The sequence below is a fragment of the Dictyobacter formicarum genome (genome assembly GCF_016587435.1).
The window spans coordinates 209,903-227,678 of the sequence record NZ_BNJJ01000016.1 but is presented as its reverse complement, the minus strand read 5'-3'; the positions used below and the strand labels follow the sequence as shown (position 1 = coordinate 227,678).

General features: G+C 53.1%; 14 protein-coding genes and 2 pseudogenes. 7 read left to right on the top strand and 9 right to left on the bottom strand.

The features are described 5' to 3' along the window. The coding region (locus JMI88_RS26275) for a hypothetical protein (RefSeq protein WP_201364925.1) at positions 1 to 319 on the top strand (319 nt) is incomplete at its 5' end. A 125-nt stretch (positions 320 to 444) separates the two neighbouring features. Here the strand turns inward: JMI88_RS26275 and JMI88_RS40880 are convergent. From JMI88_RS40880 to JMI88_RS26245, 6 genes and pseudogenes are all read right to left on the bottom strand, one after another. Then, a pseudogene (locus JMI88_RS40880) lies at positions 445 to 1,752 on the bottom strand (DNA-3-methyladenine glycosylase 2); the annotation flags it as partial. Further along, positions 1,655 to 3,409: a recombinase family protein gene (locus tag JMI88_RS26265; protein WP_201364924.1), complete on the bottom strand. Its 1,755-nt coding sequence runs from the start codon at positions 3,407 to 3,409 to the stop codon at positions 1,655 to 1,657. The gene JMI88_RS26265 and the pseudogene JMI88_RS40880, both read right to left, overlap by 98 nt. After that, entirely contained in the window at positions 3,402 to 3,614 is a 213-nt protein-coding gene (locus JMI88_RS26260; RefSeq protein WP_201364923.1) for a hypothetical protein, read from the bottom strand. Before JMI88_RS26260 ends, JMI88_RS26265 begins: the two co-directional genes overlap by 8 nt. A 153-nt stretch (positions 3,615 to 3,767) precedes the next feature. After that, positions 3,768 to 3,890, bottom strand: a pseudogene (locus JMI88_RS40875) (Ada metal-binding domain-containing protein); the annotation flags it as partial. An 85-nt stretch (positions 3,891 to 3,975) separates the two neighbouring features. Then, on the bottom strand, positions 3,976 to 4,899 hold the full coding sequence (locus tag JMI88_RS26250; protein WP_201364921.1) for a protein DA1: 924 nt from the start codon (positions 4,897 to 4,899) through the stop codon (positions 3,976 to 3,978). A 52-nt stretch (positions 4,900 to 4,951) separates the two neighbouring features. Beyond that, complete coding sequence (locus tag JMI88_RS26245; protein ID WP_201364920.1) at positions 4,952 to 5,824, bottom strand: GNAT family N-acetyltransferase; 873 nt, start codon at positions 5,822 to 5,824, stop codon at positions 4,952 to 4,954. A gap of 220 nt (positions 5,825 to 6,044) precedes the next feature. On the opposite strand from JMI88_RS26245, the gene JMI88_RS26240 reads away from it, so the two are divergent. The 3 genes from JMI88_RS26240 (at position 6,045) to JMI88_RS26230 (ending at position 9,225) form a co-directional block, all read left to right on the top strand. After that, a complete protein-coding gene (locus tag JMI88_RS26240) occupies positions 6,045 to 6,215 on the top strand; it encodes a hypothetical protein (RefSeq protein ID WP_201364919.1) in 171 nt (56 codons plus the stop codon). A 215-nt stretch (positions 6,216 to 6,430) separates the two neighbouring features. Continuing rightward, positions 6,431 to 7,711, top strand: coding sequence for an alkaline phosphatase family protein (locus tag JMI88_RS26235; protein WP_201364918.1), 1,281 nt, complete (start codon positions 6,431 to 6,433; stop codon positions 7,709 to 7,711). 158 nt (positions 7,712 to 7,869) lie between these two features. Further along, positions 7,870 to 9,225 carry an IS4 family transposase gene (locus JMI88_RS26230; RefSeq protein ID WP_201362594.1) on the top strand — a complete coding sequence of 452 codons (1,356 nt, stop codon included), beginning with the start codon at positions 7,870 to 7,872 and terminating at the stop codon, positions 9,223 to 9,225. A 32-nt stretch (positions 9,226 to 9,257) separates the two neighbouring features. Here the strand turns inward: JMI88_RS26230 and JMI88_RS26225 are convergent, their stop codons facing one another. The 3 genes from JMI88_RS26225 to JMI88_RS26215 form a co-directional block, all read right to left on the bottom strand. Beyond that, the gene (locus JMI88_RS26225; RefSeq protein ID WP_201364917.1) at positions 9,258 to 11,996 is read right to left on the bottom strand and encodes an ABC transporter permease; all 2,739 of its coding nucleotides are present in this window, start codon (positions 11,994 to 11,996) and stop codon (positions 9,258 to 9,260) included. Beyond that, a complete protein-coding gene (locus JMI88_RS26220) occupies positions 11,993 to 12,742 on the bottom strand; it encodes an ABC transporter ATP-binding protein (RefSeq protein WP_201364928.1) in 750 nt (249 codons plus the stop codon). Before JMI88_RS26220 ends, JMI88_RS26225 begins: the two co-directional genes overlap by 4 nt. A 634-nt stretch (positions 12,743 to 13,376) precedes the next feature. Continuing rightward, positions 13,377 to 13,634: an RNA polymerase sigma factor gene (locus JMI88_RS26215; RefSeq protein ID WP_201364916.1), complete on the bottom strand. Its 258-nt coding sequence runs from the start codon at positions 13,632 to 13,634 to the stop codon at positions 13,377 to 13,379. Between the two features lie 305 nt (positions 13,635 to 13,939). On the opposite strand from JMI88_RS26215, the gene secD reads away from it, so the two are divergent. From secD to JMI88_RS26200, 3 genes are all read left to right on the top strand, one after another. After that, positions 13,940 to 15,337, top strand: coding sequence for a protein translocase subunit SecD (gene secD, locus JMI88_RS26210; protein ID WP_201364915.1), 1,398 nt, complete (start codon positions 13,940 to 13,942; stop codon positions 15,335 to 15,337). A gap of 11 nt (positions 15,338 to 15,348) precedes the next feature. Then, complete coding sequence (gene secF, locus JMI88_RS26205) at positions 15,349 to 16,737, top strand: protein translocase subunit SecF (protein ID WP_201364914.1); 1,389 nt, start codon at positions 15,349 to 15,351, stop codon at positions 16,735 to 16,737. A 102-nt stretch (positions 16,738 to 16,839) separates the two neighbouring features. Continuing rightward, positions 16,840 to 17,745 (top strand): VOC family protein, encoded by a 906-nt coding sequence (locus JMI88_RS26200; protein WP_201364913.1) that lies wholly within the window; start codon positions 16,840 to 16,842, stop codon positions 17,743 to 17,745. Positions 17,746 to 17,776: the final 31 nt, after the last annotated feature.

Sequence of the window (17,776 nt, the reverse complement as noted above, 5' to 3'; positions counted from 1 at the left end):
CTTTGAGCACCTGCGCCGCCGCATCGAGCGGGTCGCGACCCGGAGTCTGGAAGACCGAGAGCTCATTCTCACACGGATGGTGCAAGCGATTGGCGACCATGTCTTGCCTCCCCCGCGTTTGCGCAGCAATCGGCGGGAAATCAAGCAAGTTTACCACAAACACAAACCCAAAAAGCGAGGGACGCCAGCGCCCCGGCCATTTGAGAAGACGGACACCTATCTCACGTTTGTGGTTCCTGTTGTTCGAGACTTGGCTGAACAACAGGAATCCGCACAACGATCCAAGGTGCCATCCAAACCACATCCCAAAAGTGCTTAAGTTGAAAGTATTGGGCGCAAGGCCCGAACCTACGGGCGGGCGGCAATCGAGGATAAGCCTCGAACCTATGTGCGTGTCGTCTTTCTTGATGCGTTTCGATGGCCAATGCATATCTGGCCATATCTTCATGAGAAGGCCCAGAGGTGGTGGGCGGCATAGGCGCGCCAGGGACGCCATGCTTCTGCGCGTTCCTCGATACTTCTGGCAGTCGCGGCCATTCCCTGGCGCTCAAAGGCGCGGCGCAGGCCCAGATCAGTGACTGGAAAGGCATCGGGATCGCCCAATGTGCGCATAGCGATATACGCGGCGGTCCATGGGCCTACGCCTGGAAGGGCCTGGAGCCGCGCCACGGTCTGTTCGCGATCGGCGTCGCGCTCAAGAATGAGGCTTCCGTCGATAACGGCGTTGGCAAGAGCTTGCAAGGAGACGATTCGACTACGGGTAAGGCCCAATCCCTGCAGGTCTGCCTGCGCAATAGCCTGCGGCGTCGGGAAAAAGTGCGTCAATGTCCCCTGGGGCTTCTCCAGTGGAGCCCCAAAATGGGACGCCAGCCGGCCCGCCAGCGTTTTCGCGGCCGCCACTGATACTTGCTGCCCAAGGATCGCGCGCACAGCCAATTCAAAGCCATTAATCGCCCCTGGTACGCGTAAGCCTGGACGCTTCGCGATGAGGGGAGCCAGCATGGCATCACTTCCTAAGATCTCAGCAATAGCTGAAGGAATAGCATCCAGATCGAACAGCTGGCGGCAGCGTTGCACGAGCAGGCTTAGATCGCTTAATTTATCGAGCTGTACGCGCAGCAAAACAGTGTTTGTCTTCTGCAGCGGCTCCAATTCGATAATGCCACGCGAGTGTGGTAACACCACCGTACGCCGATAGCTGGTCGCACTGACCTCCTCAACACCTGGCAACGTACGCTGTCGCAGATAGCCAAGCAGCGCCGAAGCGTCAAACGGGGGACGATATTGTAAACGCAAGGTGAGCTTCCCTTCTCCTCCACTCTCTGGCGGTACCGTCCGTCTAAATGTGGATGGGGCGCAGCCAAAGGAGGCTTGCATGGTTTCATTGAACTGCCGAATACTGGCGAAGCCGGCGGCAAAGGCAATGGTAGTGAGCGACAGACCAGTCTGATCAATCAGCAAACGAGCCGTCTGAGCGCGACGTGTACGGGCCAGCGCCAGCGGGCCGACTCCAACCTCGGCCATGAGTTCGCGCCGCAAATGCCGCTCACTCACACAGAGGCGCTGCGCAAGTCCCGCCACGCCTTCGGTATCCACTGTACCATCGGCGATTAGACGAAGCGCACGAGCAACCAGGTCAGCGCGCATATTCCAATCAGGGGAACCCGGACTTGCTTCCGGATGACAACGACGACAGCCGCGAAATCCAGCCGCCTCCGCAGCCGCGGCACACGCATAGAAGCGCACATTGGCAGCATAGGCCGTACGCGCCGGGCAAATCGGCCGGCAATATACGCCTCCCCCAATGTTGCAAATTGAGGGAGGTCCCATCAAAAGGGAGCGCAGAAGCAAGCGGGCTGATGCGAAAGACCACGCGGATCTGCTGAGCATCAATCTCGACCCGTTTGACTAACGCACGGATAATCTCCCGGCGGGTCTGAAAATCGGCATCGTGGAGTCCATCGTTGACTTTGGCTGCAAAGGTTTCCAGGCGTTCGAGAATGGCCTGCAGTTCTTCTTCCCCCGCGGCTTCTTCTTTGAGGCGTTGCAGTTGCTCTTCCAGATGGTGAAGTCGTTCACGCATACGTGTCACTCGCGGTTCAAATTCCTGCTTGTCAATAAATCCTTCCGCATAGCTGTCGATCAATCGGGCGATTCCTCGGCGGAGCTTGCCCATTTGTGCATCTAACCCTTCCGGTTCGTGCGACTGCTTTGGGGCTTGCAAGCGTCGGCGATATTCCTGCGCCAGTCGCTCTGGTTCTGCCAGCAGATGGCACACTTCTTGCCAGACCGCGGCATCGGTCTGGTCCATGCGTAGTTCTCTGTTCCAGCAGCGCCTTTTGCCCCCGAAACGAGTCAGGCTCATCGAGCCACTACAGCGATAGTAGGCATTGCGCTCGTTATTGGTGCAACCATGATAAGCATACCCACACTGGGCGCAAACCAGCAACCCCTGCAACAGATAGCGGCTGCCCTTCTGTGGGATGCGTGCCCGTCGCCGATTCTCCTCGAGCTGTTCTTGCACCGCATCGAAGAGAGCCGGATCAACCAGAGCCGGAACGGGAATGGTAATCCATTCTTCTTTCGGGGCGTCTTTGCCCCAGAACGGTCGGCGCGGTTGCGCGGGTTTGCCTCGCGGCACGCGCAGGCGTGGACCATTGGGTACCCAACGGGTTTTGCCCCAGGCGGCTTCGCCTTTGTAGGCCGGGTTCTTCAACATATCCCAGACAGTCTTGTGATCCCAATACTCTTTGCCTGTCCGTGTGCGAAGCCCAGCCTGATGCAGACGACGGCAGACCTCGTTGATGGAACAACGATCCTGGCCGACCCAGGTGTATACCTGCCGCACGACACGGGCTTCATCCCACACAATTTCATAGCGTGCTTCACCACCACCCTCCTGTTTGCTCACGTAGCGATACCCATAGGGAGAGTGGCAGAGAATCCCAACACGACCCTCTTGGGCTGCATGGCGTTTGCCTCGCCGACTGCGTTCGAGAAATTTCGCTCGCTCGTATTCGGCAATCACTCCCTGGACCTGCAACAGTAACTGATCCTCTGGGGTCCGCCCCAGGGGCCGGTTGAGAAAGATGACGTCGACCCCTTGGTGCGCGAGTTCCTCAACCAGTAAGACTTGATAGGCATAGTTGCGGGCGAAGCGATCAGGACACTGGACATAGAGCCTATCCATCCCTCCGGCTGCTGCGACATCACGTAACCGCTCCAATGCTGGTCGCACCAGCGTCGAGCCACTGTACCCATCATCAACGAACTCCAAAATGCTGGTGAGATCAATGCCATCTGCAGTGATTTGCTCGCGAATCTCATCCAGTTGACTCTCAATGGTTTTGGCTTCGGCTTGTTGTTCGGAAGAAACCCGAGCATACAAGGCCACGTGTTGTTCAGTCATCGCGCGCTCCTTTCTGCGTGCGCACCAGGCTTCGGTCTCTGTTCCTGGGAACAGAGACCTGCTGGGGAACGGTGGTCAGGTGTCTGCAGGGCATTGGAACCACCAGGGCATAGGCGGCCTGGAGGAACTGCTGGTGGAAGCGGTGCGGCTCATACATGGTCAGCACCTCCAGGGATCGGCTGGACCAATGACGTTGTTGGAACATGAGCAGCTCCTGGACCCTGAGGAATAGGGCCTTCGTGGGACAAGCTTGAGCTGTGAGGCAGGATGCGATGCTGGTCTCCAGCACGAGCGCGAAGGTCGCTCTGCAGGATCTCTCTCGTATACTCCCAGTCTAGCACCCTTTTTGTAACATTGGGGGAGGCGTGTAGACCCCTGTAGTCAACACCCCAATAAAGAAACGTCCATCAAAGCGAGCATCGCGACTACAGAGCGCACGGTAACACAGATCAAAATCATTAGAGATATGTAGCTGTTCCATACGCACCATCATACAACGAAGTCTATCAGCAAACTAGCGAATTTCGGACATGTCCATTTAATCACTTATATCGGTGTCTCTGTCGTTAGCTTTTGGGGGCGGGCAAGCGTTTAGTGGTGCGCAACGTCTCGATCAAGCAAGGAAAGCCAACGCGGTCAACCAGAGCGCGCATGCGCCGAAAGCCATCTCCATAAATAGGGTCGACGTTATGCTCTTTGCTCAGGCTGTGATAGCGACCTTCAGGGGTATTGGCATCCTGATAGTAGCGATAGGAGAGCAGCTCGCAGAAGCCTTCTTCAGCCCAGGTGGGCAGTTGGTGAACGCCGGTCACGATCAACCAGACATGGCCGAGCTCATGGATGGTAACACCTTGAAACAGAATGGCCGGCAAGCCCTGTAGAACAGCGATACCATTGATCTCGGTCCGAAGCAAGCGCCCGTTCTGAGTATACATAGCACTGGTCGTTGCCCCCAGGGAATGTCCGATATTGCCTTCACGCAACAGGTTATTCAAATGGGCGCGCCCACATAAATCCAGGCTCAGGCGCAGATTGTTATATATCAAACCCTGGCTATTCATCCAACGAATGACACGTGAAAATAACGGTTTAGCCTCGGCAGATCCTTCAATGGCGGTGCTACGACACACGGGACAGCGAATAACTTCAGCATTGTGCTCCTGCTGCTGCGGAGGAACCAGGCGACCACAATAGGCGCAGTGGGGAAACTGTTTTTCATGCTCACGGCAAAATTTCTGGCCCCAATAATCGATCAGGAATTCTCCCACCAGAGGTTTATTGCAGTAAACACAACGGGGAGCGATCTGACGATTATAGCATTCTATGTGATAAGGGAAACCCTGATGCACTTGAAAGCTGCTTCCCTGGATTATCTGCCCACAGCCAGCACAGATAAAGTGCTCCGGGTGCCAGGTCGCCCCCAGGGCCCTGAGATAATTCCCCCAGATTGGCTGTCCACAGCTCTTACAGACTGGTTGTACTGCGCCCATGTTGCCTGCTTCCTAGTGCTGGTCGTCCAGCATTAGCTTGTTTCGTCCACTATTAAATTGGCAGGCGGTAATAATCGTAACGACTGAGCTGCGCAAAGCCGCAGGAGGTATAAAGACCCAGTGCGTGTTCATTTTCAACTTCAACCTCTAAGACGATGTTTGTTGGCCCGCTTTTCAAAATTTCATGCAATGCATAGGTCAGTATCTGTCTCCCATAGCCGCGCTTCTGGTGCTGAGGCAACACACCAACGCCCGCGATGTAGGCCTCCTGTGTGTTTCTGAACACATCAATCTTACCTACCGCAACATCATCAATACTGGCCAGATAGAAAGTACGCCGGTCATCGTTCAGCATCCTGTTAGAATACCAATCCACCTCTTCCTCCGGCATAGCAAATGCGGCTGCGGTGATAGACTTCAGGGTAGCTCGATCATCCAGACCTGCGCGACGGAATTGTAGCGGAGAAGACACTGGCAGCTCCGGCGGTTGCGATGATCGAAAAGCCATTTTATACTCAGAATGATCATACTGTGGCTGCAGAGCTGCTACAAAAGCCTGTCCAGAGGTAGATTGATTTTCAACGATAAACAACAGAGTGGGCAATTGTCGTCTCTGACATTCTTTACGTGCTGCCGAAAGCAAGGTTGTAAAAATGCCACGGCGGCGCCAGGCGGGCGCTACCATACCACTGATCTCGGCCTCCTGAGAATTAAAACAAAAGATAGGCAGATAGCCAACCAGTTTTCCCTGTTCATAGTACAAAAAGTCATTGCTCTCGTCCTGCGGCCGCGCCTGCAGGCTGCTCCAATTTAACTTGAGATCTAACTGCTCATAAGTATTACATTCATCAGCCAGACTGTGGATCGCGGCCAGCTCTTCCTGGCTCAAACCTTGCGCAACATATAAACCCTGCTTATTATTCATTCAGTTGTGTCTATTCTTTCTATATGCTAGTAATCGATATTATTTCAACCTCGTCTATATAGACCATCATACAATGAAAGTGTAAAAAAGTATAGAAAAAAAGAAGAAGACCCCTGATGATGGAGACATGAAGCTAGCCATGAGTTCAGTTCGTATAAAGGGTATGTGCTAAAAGTAGGCCATTAGCCAAACAGTTTTCTATATCAAGGAGGGCAAAAAAATGCCTGAGAAGAAACCACTCAAAGGTGTTGGCGAAAAAGAAGAACGCCAGTATGAACACATCAAAGAGTCATCCAAAAAAAGTGGCCGCTATGGTGATCGTGCCGAGGAAGTAGCGGCTCGTACCGTTATGAAGCGCCATAAACAAGAACACCACAAAAAAGGTGAATAAGCAGAGAAAAAAAGAAGGGGGTACATATGATATGTGTGCCCCTTCTTTTTTTCTCTGTGGATGCTCTACGAGAATCAGTTTATCGGGCTTTTGCTGTTGTGCCAAAAATATATCTGCATCCTGAACGTTCCGTGATATACTGTTGGAAAGATACCCAATATATTATGGCACCCATAGCCAAAAAAAGACCTCCTATTTAGGAAGCAGGAACAAGCATGCTCAATTCGGCATCAATAAAGGCAGTTAATAGCTCACGGTTTGCCCAACGCTTCATTCGTCCACGTTACGATTCTTATTGCTTCTCTAATCTTCCTGCCACGATTCAGTTTCTGCTCACCGGACAAGGACAAAGTGCCTTGCCTCTTGATGTCTTTGGGAATCTACCAACTCGCTATGATACGGTGGTGCTATTCTTTATCGATGCCTTTGGCTGGCGCTTCTTTGAAAAATATGCAGACAAATATGAGTTGCTGAAAACGTTTATGGCGGAAGGGGTGGTCTCGAAAATGACTTCCCAGTTTCCATCAACGACGGCGGCACATGTGACCTGCATTCATACCGGGCTCAACGTTGGTCAGAGCGGTGTTTATGAATGGAATTATTATGAGCCCCTGGTCAATGATATTATCTCACCGCTGACATTCTCGTTCGCGGGCGATAAGGCGACGCGCGATACAATCATGAGCTCAGGCATCGCGCCCGCAGCCTTTTTTCCGCGCCAGACCTTCTACCAGACCTTAAAAGAGCAAGGCATTGATTCACACATCCTACAGTATCAAGCCTACACCCCCTCTACCTACTCAGACATCGTCTTTCGTGGAGCCGAGGTTCATCCTTACAACCTGATCTCCGAAGCTTTTAGCAGCCTGAGCACCATGCTCAAACGTCCACAAAAGAAACCCACCTACTATTTCCTCTATTTCGATCGGATCGACACTACCTGTCACAATTATGGTCCTACATCCAAACAACTGGACGAGACAATTGATCTCTGTTTAAACCAGATGAATGAGCTATTTCTGCAAAGCACACGGCATAGCACCGGCAAAACCCTGTTCATGATGACAGCAGATCATGGACAGGTAGAAGTCAATCCTTACAATACCTACTATGTTAATCAGCAAATGCCGATTATCAATCGCTACCTCAAGACCAATAATCGTGGTCATGTGCTGGCGCCAGCGGGCTCCGCGCGCGATATGTTCTTACATATAAAAGAGGAATATCTAGAAATCGCGGTCAGCGAGCTACGGCAACACCTGGTGAACAAAGCTGATGTGTATCTAACTCAGGATCTGGTGGCCCAGAACTTCTTTGGACTGCAGAAGCCTTCGCGTACCTTTATGGACCGTGTGGGCAATGCCGTCATCCTCCCCTACAAGCGCGAAACCACCTGGTGGTATGAAGAAAACAAGTTCAGCATGCACTTCCAGGGCCATCACGGCGGCCTCACGCCCGAAGAAATGGAGATCCCGCTGCTCCTCCTGGCGCTCTAAGCCCTACGCATCGATCGATACCATCTTAATACGGCGAGGCGGGAAACGCCCGCAAGGGCATTGACTCCAACTAATTCAGGGGTGACTTGAAAATGACAAAAAAAACGAGGATAATACTTGTAAAACACTTTCTCTCCACAGAAAGGATCATCCTCGTTATGTCCCATGATACATCATTGCAGCACCTCTTGCCACCCCCTGATCAGACCAAGGAACTGCTCGGCCAGTTCCTGCACGATGCCGCCTGTGATCTAGCTGCGTCCTCGACGGCCTTGAAGAAACGGGGACGCCCTTTCCAGGTGTCCTGGCTGTTGTTGAGTCTGGGGTGTTTGTGGTGTTTGCTGCGGGGCTGGACTTCCCAATTGGACCTCTGGCGTCTGATCAGCGGGTTCGGTCTGGGCCCTTTCGCTCCGGTAGCGGTCGTGGATCAAGCCATCTACAATCGCTTGCAGGAGAAAGGCTCCTGGATGATGCAGCAGTTGTGTGCTCAGATGACCCAGTGGTTGGGGACACGCATGATCCCCTACGAGGACCGCTCGCTCGCTTCCTTTGCCTCTGAGGTGCTGGCCTTGGATGAGTCGACCCTGGATGCCTTGAAGCGTTGGGTCCCTGATCTGCAAGGGCTTCCCGCCGGCCATTCGCAGTTGCTGGCCGGACGCTTGAGTTGTTTGTTTGACATCCGGCGTCAACAATGGAAACGCATTGATCTGCTGCCCAACGCGGTGGCCAATTGTCAGGCCCATGCCAAAGAGATGGTCAAAAGTGTGCGCAAGGGAGCCTTGCTGCTCTTTGATCTGGGATACTACAACTATGCCTGGTTTGATAGCTTGACCAACGCGGGCATCTGGTGGGTCAGTCGGGTGCGCAGCAATGGCAGTTGGAGCATGGAACATATCCTGGTGCAGCGCGATGGCTATTTCGAAGCGCTGGTGTTCATGGGCAAATATCGCTCCGATCGCTGTCAACATCTGGTGCGCCTGGTGCGCTATCGCTATCGGGGCATCTGGTACACCTACATCTGTAATATCTGGGATCCTCGGATGCTCAGTGGCGCCGATATTGTCCGCTTGTACGCGCGGAGATGGGACATAGAGCTGGGCTTCCGGGTGTTGAAAGACTATTTGCAGATGCGCTTCATGATCAGCTCGAAGCCGGAGGTGCTGGGAGCCCAAATCTGGGGCAGTGTGCTGCTGGCGCAACTGCTGCATGCCTTGCATGTGCGTGTCGCGGCTGAGGCCGGGGTCGATCTCTTTGACGTGTCTCTGGAGCTCTTGATCCGCTATCTGCCCACCTGCCTGGCGCACGGCATCGATATCGGGCAGGTGATCCAAGAGAAGGGACGAGCGCTGGGGTTCGTCCGTCCCAGCACCCGAACCCGACACGAGTTGCCGCACATCAGCTGGCACGAGGTGACCTGGCCGCCAGTGGATCTGCAATGGATGCAGAAGCCACGCTATGCCGTTGATGCCGACCCCAATCGTCGGGGGTCCTCCTCCAAAAAGAAGAAGGAATGAATTAGTTGGAGTCAATGCCGCAAGGGGCGCACCTACTCGTAGCGTAGAACTTCTAGAGGGCGTACACGTACGGCACTCCAGGCAACACAGATGGCAATAAACATCGAGAGAACCACGGAGCCCAGGACGAGCGCCAGCACGATGGTGGTGTCGACGGCAAAGTTGGCATCGAAAGCGTATTTGCCGAGTAGCCAGGTAATTAAGGAAGCCAGGGCCATGGCCACCAGGGCTCCCATGCCGCCAACCAGGCCATTTTCAAGCATGACCTCGCCCAGGATGGTGCGGCTGGTGTAGCCGACTGACTTCAGGATACCCAGCTCGCGCCGCCGTTCTAACATGGCCAGGGCTACGGCATTGGCGATGATGATGATGCCCGCCAGCAATGTCAGCGAAGCAATCGTGGTCAGGGTGAGCAGAATATCGTTGAGCAGCTGGTTGATAAAATCGGTCAGGCTGGCCAGGTTCAGCAGAAAAGCCCTGGGGACCGTTTGCCCGATCAGGTCTACCGCGCTATTCAACTTATTGGGATCAATCTTCATGTAGAAGACGCTCTGGTCAAATCCCGTTGGAGTAAGGGCTTTGACCGTATCGGTGGTCCCCAGAATCGGTTCAAAGTTAGCGCCCAGAGTCTTCTGGTCGTAGAATCCCACGATGGTAACTGTTTTGGCGCTAACCTGATCAACTCCTACCAAAGTGATCTTATCACCAACCTTGAGCTGTACGCCATTTATCTGCGACAGGGATGAGCGCACCAGGACGTTGTTTGTGCCTGCATCATTCAGATTCAGGTTGCGGCCCATGGTTATATCGATAAAGTTAAGCGAAGGCAACTGATTGTTGCCGACATCGTAACCCTCGACGCCATTGGTGAGCGAGAGCAACTGGCGACGCGCCTGTGTACCCTGAGAGCCGCTGACAAACGATGCGAATGGCTTATCTTTGATGGCGGCTGGTACTGTAGAGGCCAGCGTGTGCTCCTGATACGTACTCAGTCCGGTCAGACGCGGCAGGGCCGCGTTGAGCTTTTGGGTATCATCATTTGAGGTGATAGCATAGACATTATAGTTCAATGTATGGGCGATAACCTCATTGACCTGCGTGCGCAGATTCTGTCCCAACGCCAGAATCAAACCGATGGTAAAGATACCCACGAACAGGGCGACCATCGTAGTGGTAGTACGTGCCCGCTGGCGACCAAGGTTGCGCAAGGCCATTTTGGTCGAGGCCTTCAGGGTGCGCGGGACAAACATCACCAGGAAGCCGAGCAGCGCAAAGCCCATGAAAATCAAGCCATAAGGTGGCGCAATACGGTAGAGCGCATAGGCAATAGCGGCCACGACCAGTACCAGTAAGATCTGCCAGAAACTGAAACGCTCCGGTACTGGCAATTTGCTGACCAGCACGATCAACAAGCTCAACACCAGGCTCAGCAGGCCCAGGAAGATGAAGATACCATACACTGAGAGCGTACCCAGGCGCACATCACCATTCAGGATAACGATCGAGAGCACACAGAACAGGATCGAGAGCACGATCAGTAAAATGGTGGTCAGGGCCTTACTACCCACGCCACGTCCCTCGGGGAGCTCGCGGATCACGTTCAGGGGGCGAATATTGGCTGCCTGTACGATTGGCAGGAGACCAAAGATCAGGGCGGTTGCCACACCAATCACCATGCCTCCGATGATCGTAAACCAATCCAGCACAAAGGGTACATTCAAACCGAAGTTCTGCTCAACCAGGTTGCGCACAAGATAGCTGAGGGCAGTAGCGATGCAGGCTCCCAGCAGACCACCAGCCAGACCCAGCAGGCCCGCCTCCAGTCCAAACAACAGATAGAGGTCGAAACGTCGGTAGCCGGTTGTTTTGAGCATGGCGATCTCGGTGCGACGGCGCGAGAGCAACACTTGCATCGTATTAACGATGCCCACGCCACCAATCAGCAGGGCCAGCAGCCCAGCAATTTCCAGAAACTTCCGGATATTATCGATGATCGTCTGCTGACGCTTCAACACATCCGCCGCCGTCTGCGTGGTCGCGATCGGGAACTGCTGCTGAATCTTTTTGACGGCCCCATCGATCTTAGATTGCTCGGCCGTCACATCCACCGTATCATAGGTCACCGCAGATTTAGGAGAGGTAGCAACGTAGTCATCCTGCGAAATCAGCACCACGCTACCCGATTGGGCCAGCACGCCTGTTTCGGAGACGATACCCGCGATCTTAGCATGAATCACACGTCCGGTCTGCCCCCGGCTACCACCGCCGACGGTAATATCCAGCTTATCGCCCAGCTTATCTTTAAATTGGTCGATAAACGGCTGCGTCACTACCACACCATTATCTTTTAACAACGCATCCAGGCTCCCGTGAGATGGGCTGGTAAAAGTGGGAGGGGTAACGGTCGCGGCGGGATAATGCGCTGGATCGATGATGCGTATGCTAAACGTCTGACGCTTCGAGGCCTGGGCGCCCGCAGAACCCAACGAGGTAATCACCGGTGTATAATCGGTGATCGAGCCATCCTTCTTCCAGCTCTCAAAGTGCTTCAGATCGTCTTTGCTGAATGGCTGCTGAGAGCGAATAGCAATATCTCCGCCATTGGCGTCGCGCACATTGCCGGTGAAAGCATTATTGATCATGATGCCAACCAGCTGCAGCGCCACAATCGCCATCACGCCCACGGCAACACAAAAAATCGCCAGCAACGTACGCTGGCCACCACGGAAGAGGGAGCGCGAGGTATAGTTGAAATACATCGAAGCTTTCATGACTGCGTAATTCTCCCGCCCGTGTTATCCAACTCACTGATCAATCCATCCACGATACGGATGGCATGATCGGCGTGGCCAGCCACATTTGGATCATGCGTGGCAATAATAAAGGTTTTGCCCGTCTTCTGCCGCAAGTCGGCGATCAACTTTAAGACATTCTCACCATTACGTGCATCCAGGTTACCGGTAGGTTCATCGGCAATCACAATCGCGGGATCGGTCGAGAGCGCGCGAGCGATAGCGACGCGCTGCTGCTCACCACCCGATAGCTGGTTGGGACGATGGCGGAGCCGATGTGAGAGGCCAACCAGTTCCAGCAACTCTTTGGCGCGCGCCGAGGGTGATCCTTTATGCTTGCCCACATATAGCGGCACCTCCACATTCTCCTGGGCCGTCAGGGTAGGAATCAAATTAAAGGCTTGAAAGACCATACCGATCTTTTGATTGCGCACCGCAGCCAACTTCCCTTCGCTCATGCGAGCAATATCAATTCCATCCACCAGCACCTGCCCGCTGCTAGGATTATCCAGGCCAGCAATAATACCCAGCAAAGTACTCTTACCCGAGCCAGAAGGTCCCACAATCGACACAAATTCACCGCTAAGAATCTGAAAACTAATGCCTTTAAGAATATCTATGCGCTCTCGTCCTAAAGGTAAACTTTTCTTAATGTCCCGTACATCCATTACAACTTTACGTGGCTCGGAAACGGCTGCCCCGCTAGCATCCGTTGCACGCTGCATCACTATTTCATCCATGGAAGCAACCGCTCCTTTATACATAATAAGGCAATATGAATTAAAGCGATATATCTTTTCTATACAAGTGACACTAGAACCCACAGATTCAGGTCAGGGGGGCAGGCACTTGTTTCGAGGGTAGTCGACATTGAGTACCGCTATGTAGCATAGCACGTATCGTGTGAAAAGAGTAGATTTTTGCTCCTGGCATGCTGGCAAAAAACTCCATTCACGCTCTACCATTGCTCTTCTTAAAGAGATACGAAGCAACCTGATGTTGAGTTCTATCTCGGAAAGTGTCTGAAAGCTATACGTTTCGCGCCTTCGGCTCCTGACGCTACGCGCTTACAGCGCTCAAAAAGTCTTTTATACGTTGGTGCAGCAGTAGCGCTTTGCGCTACTGCTGCACCAACGTATAAAAGGGCTCGGGCGCGCATGCGCCCGCCCGTACGGGGGCGCTTTACTTCCCATCATAAAAGTAGTACTCTGGTACTCTTCTCCTACTTTGCCTGGAGCAATAAAAATAATCTTTCCTTGCTCATCAGAAAGGGCGGAATCTTCGGGTCCAGACGCCGGATCATACATTGCGAGTAGAATCTCATCAGCGGCATCCACCCCATGTTGGACTATCGCAGACTTAAAATAATCGCGTATAATATGTATCAATAGTATAGAGCCGTGGCTTAAAAGGACGACCGGTTTGATATCCACCGCGTTGCAGCATGCGTAAAACTGTTTCGTGTACAGCGTCTTCAGCTAGTTGTCGATCTCCGTGAACGAGGTGGTAGGGATGGTCAGGCAGTGGCCCGTAGTGCCGCTCGACCAGCGCATTAAGAGCGCGTTCATCGCCTGTCAGCACATCCGACATCAATTGCTCATTACGTAGTGCTTCCACAATATTCTTTCTTCTGTATAATACAAATAGAGTTCACATACTTAGTGATTATGATACATGCGCACTAAAGGTTCGCTAATGTCCACAAAACCTGTCCAAACGCCTTCATATGCAGGTATAGATAAATGAACAGGATATGCAACAGTGGTCAACTATGCTATACTGCACAGAAATAGTGTGGCGCATACCGTGTTCCCACCCAGAAACGCTCTAATTGATGCGCCTGATGGGAAGAAGATGTGGGGCGCCCCCAGAGCGCTCCTAGCCAAGATTTCGAACTAACCCAGTTGAGAGGAAAATATTTTATGCGGCGAGGAACATTACTACTCCTCTTCTTTATCATTCTGTTAGCCGCGGGCGCATCATTTGTCGTCTTCTGGCCCCATGCCGACAGTGGTAAGCCCCTCTACGGCGTCAATAATCCTTTTACGACAACCCTCGGTCTGGACTTGCAGGGTGGTGTACGTGTCCAGCTTGAGCCCAAACCAGGCCAGGATAACATCAACCACGACAACATGGAAGTCACGCGCCAGTTGCTTGAGTCTCGTATTAATGGTCTTGGCTTGAAAGAGCCCAGCGTGCGCCTGCAAGAGGGCGTCACAGCCAATAACACCAGCATTGTGGTTGAACTGCCCAATTTTAGTGGCAACCAGCAGGATACTCTCAATACGTTGCTGAAAACTGGTAAGCTGGAGTTCTGGGATACCGGCACCAGCGGCGGTTTACAACAAGGAGCCCCTTTTGATCCCAACCAGTATACTCAGTACAATCCTGGCGGCAAACCCCAATTCACTGGTAATGATCTGGACCCCAATAGCCTGAGCGTTGGTCAGGATCCCCAGACCGGCGCCTTCTTGATCCAGTTCCAGATGAAAAACAATGGTGCATCGGCCAGATTTGGGTCATTCACCGCCAATAACGTTGGACACTACCTGACGGTGACACTGGACCGCCAGGTCGTTACGTCACCCGTCATCAATAGCGCCATCACTGGCCCTGGTACTATTCAGGGTAACTTCACCCAGACCCAGGCTCAGCAGACCGTCAACATCTTGAAGGTTGGTGCTCTACCTGTGGCTCTGCAGCAAACCAGTTCAGAAGAGATCAGTGGAACGCTGGGCGCAGAGACCATCACACACAGCCTGCTGGCTGGCATCATCGGTCTGAGCATCGTCGCCCTGTTTATGTTGATCTATTATCGTCTGCCTGGTTTCCTTGCCGACGTTGCACTGGTACTCTATGCAGTGCTGACCTTTGCCATCTTTAAAATGATCGGCGTCACCATGTCACTGGCTGGTATTGCCGGCTTTATCCTGTCAATTGGTATGGCGGTAGACGCCAACGTGCTGATTTTTGAACGCGTGAAAGAAGAGTTGCGCGCCGGCCGCCTGCTGGCATCGGCCATCGATATCGGTTGGAAGCGCGCCTGGCCCTCGATCCGCGACTCAAACATCTCAACGATGATTACCTGCGCGGTCCTGTACGCCTTTGGTACTAACTTTGGCGCCACCATCATTGCTGGTTTTGCCACTACCCTGTTCCTGGGCGTTGTCATTAGTATGTTCACCGCCGTGGTCGTCACTCGCACGTTCTTGAATCTGCTTGTTCCGACTGGCGTCATCAATCACCCTGCACTGTTCGGATTACCTGCCGATGCACTGCCCAGTTCAAAAGTGGCGGCACGGCGCAATAGCACGGTGTAGAGGAGGCTGCAGTGTTAAACTTAGTCAAATATCGCAAACTGTTTCTGCTGATCTCGCTAATCGTGATCATTCCGGGAACCATCTCACTACTCATCTTTGGCCTGAACGTCGGTATCGATTTCGCGGGTGGTACCAACATTGTACTGCGCCCTCAACACACTATTACGGATGCTGATACGATCCGAAATCTGCTCAAGCCCTTCAATCTGGAGAGCGAGCAGGTCGTTCTGGGTAAAGATAGCAAAGGTGCCACCAACACCGCCTGGGTTCGTTTTGATAGCAAGGTTGACACGTCTGTCACCGATAACGTTCAAAAAACGCTGAACAAGAAATACAATCAGTCACTTCAGTATGCGATCGCAACAATTCCTGATAGCAAACCCTATACACTGATAACGATCACTAAATTTACGAGCGCCCCCAAAGCCTCAGATATCCAGGCTGCGCTGAGCAATCTGCCAGCAACCAGCACACCTACGGTTGGTAGCGCAACCCCTACGGCGACCCCAACCTCAACAGCCAAAGGAACGCCTACGGCGACCGCTACAGCGACCAACACGCAGAATGGTAGCACGGCAACTACACCATTTAAAATTGTGGACGTGCAGATTGGCAATAGCGCCCAGACCATCAACATTCTGACCAAGACCTCGATTTCTTCGGGTGACGCGACCAGCGATGCAAAGGTAACGCAGGCCGCGATCCAGGGATACTTCTTGCAGCATGGCGGGCCCTACATCCAGATTGAGAGCAACTCACAGGTTGGCCCTTCGGTTGCTGGCCGTACAACCTTGATGGCCTTCCTGGCCGTTGTGGCTGCTTCGATCTTGATTCTGCTGTACGTCTGGTTCTCGTTCCGCAAGGTGCCGAAAGCCCTGCGCTATGGCGTCTGCGCTATCCTGGCTCTGCTGCACGATGCCCTGGTCGTACTGGGTATCTTCTCGATCCTCGGTAAATTCTTTGGCATGCAGATCGACTCCCTGTTCATCACCGCCTTGCTAACTGTGATCGGTTTCTCGGTCCATGATACCATCGTGGTGTTTGACCGCGTCCGTGAGAACATGCAGCGCCGTACCGTCGAAACCTTTGAGGAAGTTGTCAATGCTAGCCTGGTCCAGACTCTGGCCCGCTCATTGAACACCTCATTGACCGTGCTCTTTACCCTGTTGACGCTGACGCTCTTCACCGGTATCGGCACCGACATCCATACCTTTACGCTGACCCTGCTGATCGGTATTTTCAGTGGTACCTACTCCTCAATCTTCAATGCCAGTATGATGCTGGTCATCTGGGAGAAAGGCGAGCTAGGTATGAAATACCTGCAAGGCAAGCGCGATGAGAAACCATACGCCCGCAAACGCGACCGCGAAATCCGTGAGCTGGCGGAGACCCGTAGCTAACTTCCTCTCACAAAAATAAGCCGAAGAGCCGTTTGACAGCGTTGATCCCTACGAGGGACAATGAAGTCAAGCGGTTCTTTTTTATGCAGGGAAGGATAGAACATGTTAACAGCACTGGATCATATTATTATTGGTGTACATGATCTACCGCAGGCGGATGAAACATTTCGCCAGCGCTTAGGATTGGTCAGTAGCGGCGGCGGCAATCATCCCAGCGGCGGAACGGCCAACCGCATTATCGTAATCGGGGATACCTATCTGGAATTGATCGCGGTTCGGGCTCCTGATGAGGCACAGCAAAGTATGCTGGATCGGCTGGCGCAGGGGAATGGCTATCTGAATTGTGTGCTGGCTTCTAATGATATTGAGGCGGACAGCCGGGCGATGTTTCAGCGTGGCGTGGCGGTTATTGGGCCTAATCAAGGATCACTGAAAAGTGCGGATGGCGTCTCACGCAGCTGGTTACGAACCGACATTGAGCGCCCCGACCTGGCGCAACACTATCCCTTTATTATCCAGCACGATAGCAGCGGCGAGGAGCGGCGCAAACGGCTGGCAGGTGGTCAGACACCACCGATCCATCCATTGGGCGTGCAGACCGTTCTGAGCGTCACTCTGGCTGTAGAAAACCTGGACGAAGCCAGCCGGCGTTTCCAACACATCTATGGCTTGCATCCCTCAGAGCCACATATTCACGAGCAATGGAGTGCACGAGTAGTCACGCTGTCTCTGGCGGATAGCACACAAAGCGTAGAGCTCGCAGAGCTATTACCAGCATCCAGAGCGCCTTTGCCACAGGATGCCACGCTCGCAACACATCTACACCAACTGGGAGAAAGTCTCTATCGTATCACGCTGCGGGTTGAGGACTTACAGGCAACCAGACACTATCTGGATGCCCATAAAGCTGGCTACACCGTACTAGAAGACGGGCAGCAAACGTTATGGATACATCCAAAACAAGCATATGGCGCGCTTATTGTGTTAACTGAAGAGAAAATTTATTAACAAACACCTATCAAAATAGCATAGCTGTCAC

Excerpts from the sequence above, each read along its gene's own strand:
- JMI88_RS26265 (WP_201364924.1), bottom strand. The coding sequence starts at position 3,409 with ATGACTGAACAACACGTGGCCTTGTATGCTCGGGTTTCTTCCGAACAA.
- JMI88_RS26260 (WP_201364923.1), bottom strand. The coding sequence starts at position 3,614 with ATGTTCCAACAACGTCATTGGTCCAGCCGATCCCTGGAGGTGCTGACC.
- JMI88_RS26250 (WP_201364921.1), bottom strand. The coding sequence starts at position 4,899 with ATGGGCGCAGTACAACCAGTCTGTAAGAGCTGTGGACAGCCAATCTGG.
- JMI88_RS26245 (WP_201364920.1), bottom strand. The coding sequence starts at position 5,824 with ATGAATAATAAGCAGGGTTTATATGTTGCGCAAGGTTTGAGCCAGGAA.
- JMI88_RS26240 (WP_201364919.1), top strand. The coding sequence starts at position 6,045 with ATGCCTGAGAAGAAACCACTCAAAGGTGTTGGCGAAAAAGAAGAACGC.
- JMI88_RS26235 (WP_201364918.1), top strand. The coding sequence starts at position 6,431 with ATGCTCAATTCGGCATCAATAAAGGCAGTTAATAGCTCACGGTTTGCC.
- JMI88_RS26230 (WP_201362594.1), top strand. The coding sequence starts at position 7,870 with ATGTCCCATGATACATCATTGCAGCACCTCTTGCCACCCCCTGATCAG.
- JMI88_RS26225 (WP_201364917.1), bottom strand. The coding sequence starts at position 11,996 with ATGAAAGCTTCGATGTATTTCAACTATACCTCGCGCTCCCTCTTCCGT.
- JMI88_RS26220 (WP_201364928.1), bottom strand. The coding sequence starts at position 12,742 with ATGCAGCGTGCAACGGATGCTAGCGGGGCAGCCGTTTCCGAGCCACGT.
- secD (WP_201364915.1), top strand. The coding sequence starts at position 13,940 with ATGCGGCGAGGAACATTACTACTCCTCTTCTTTATCATTCTGTTAGCC.
- JMI88_RS26200 (WP_201364913.1), top strand. The coding sequence starts at position 16,840 with ATGTTAACAGCACTGGATCATATTATTATTGGTGTACATGATCTACCG.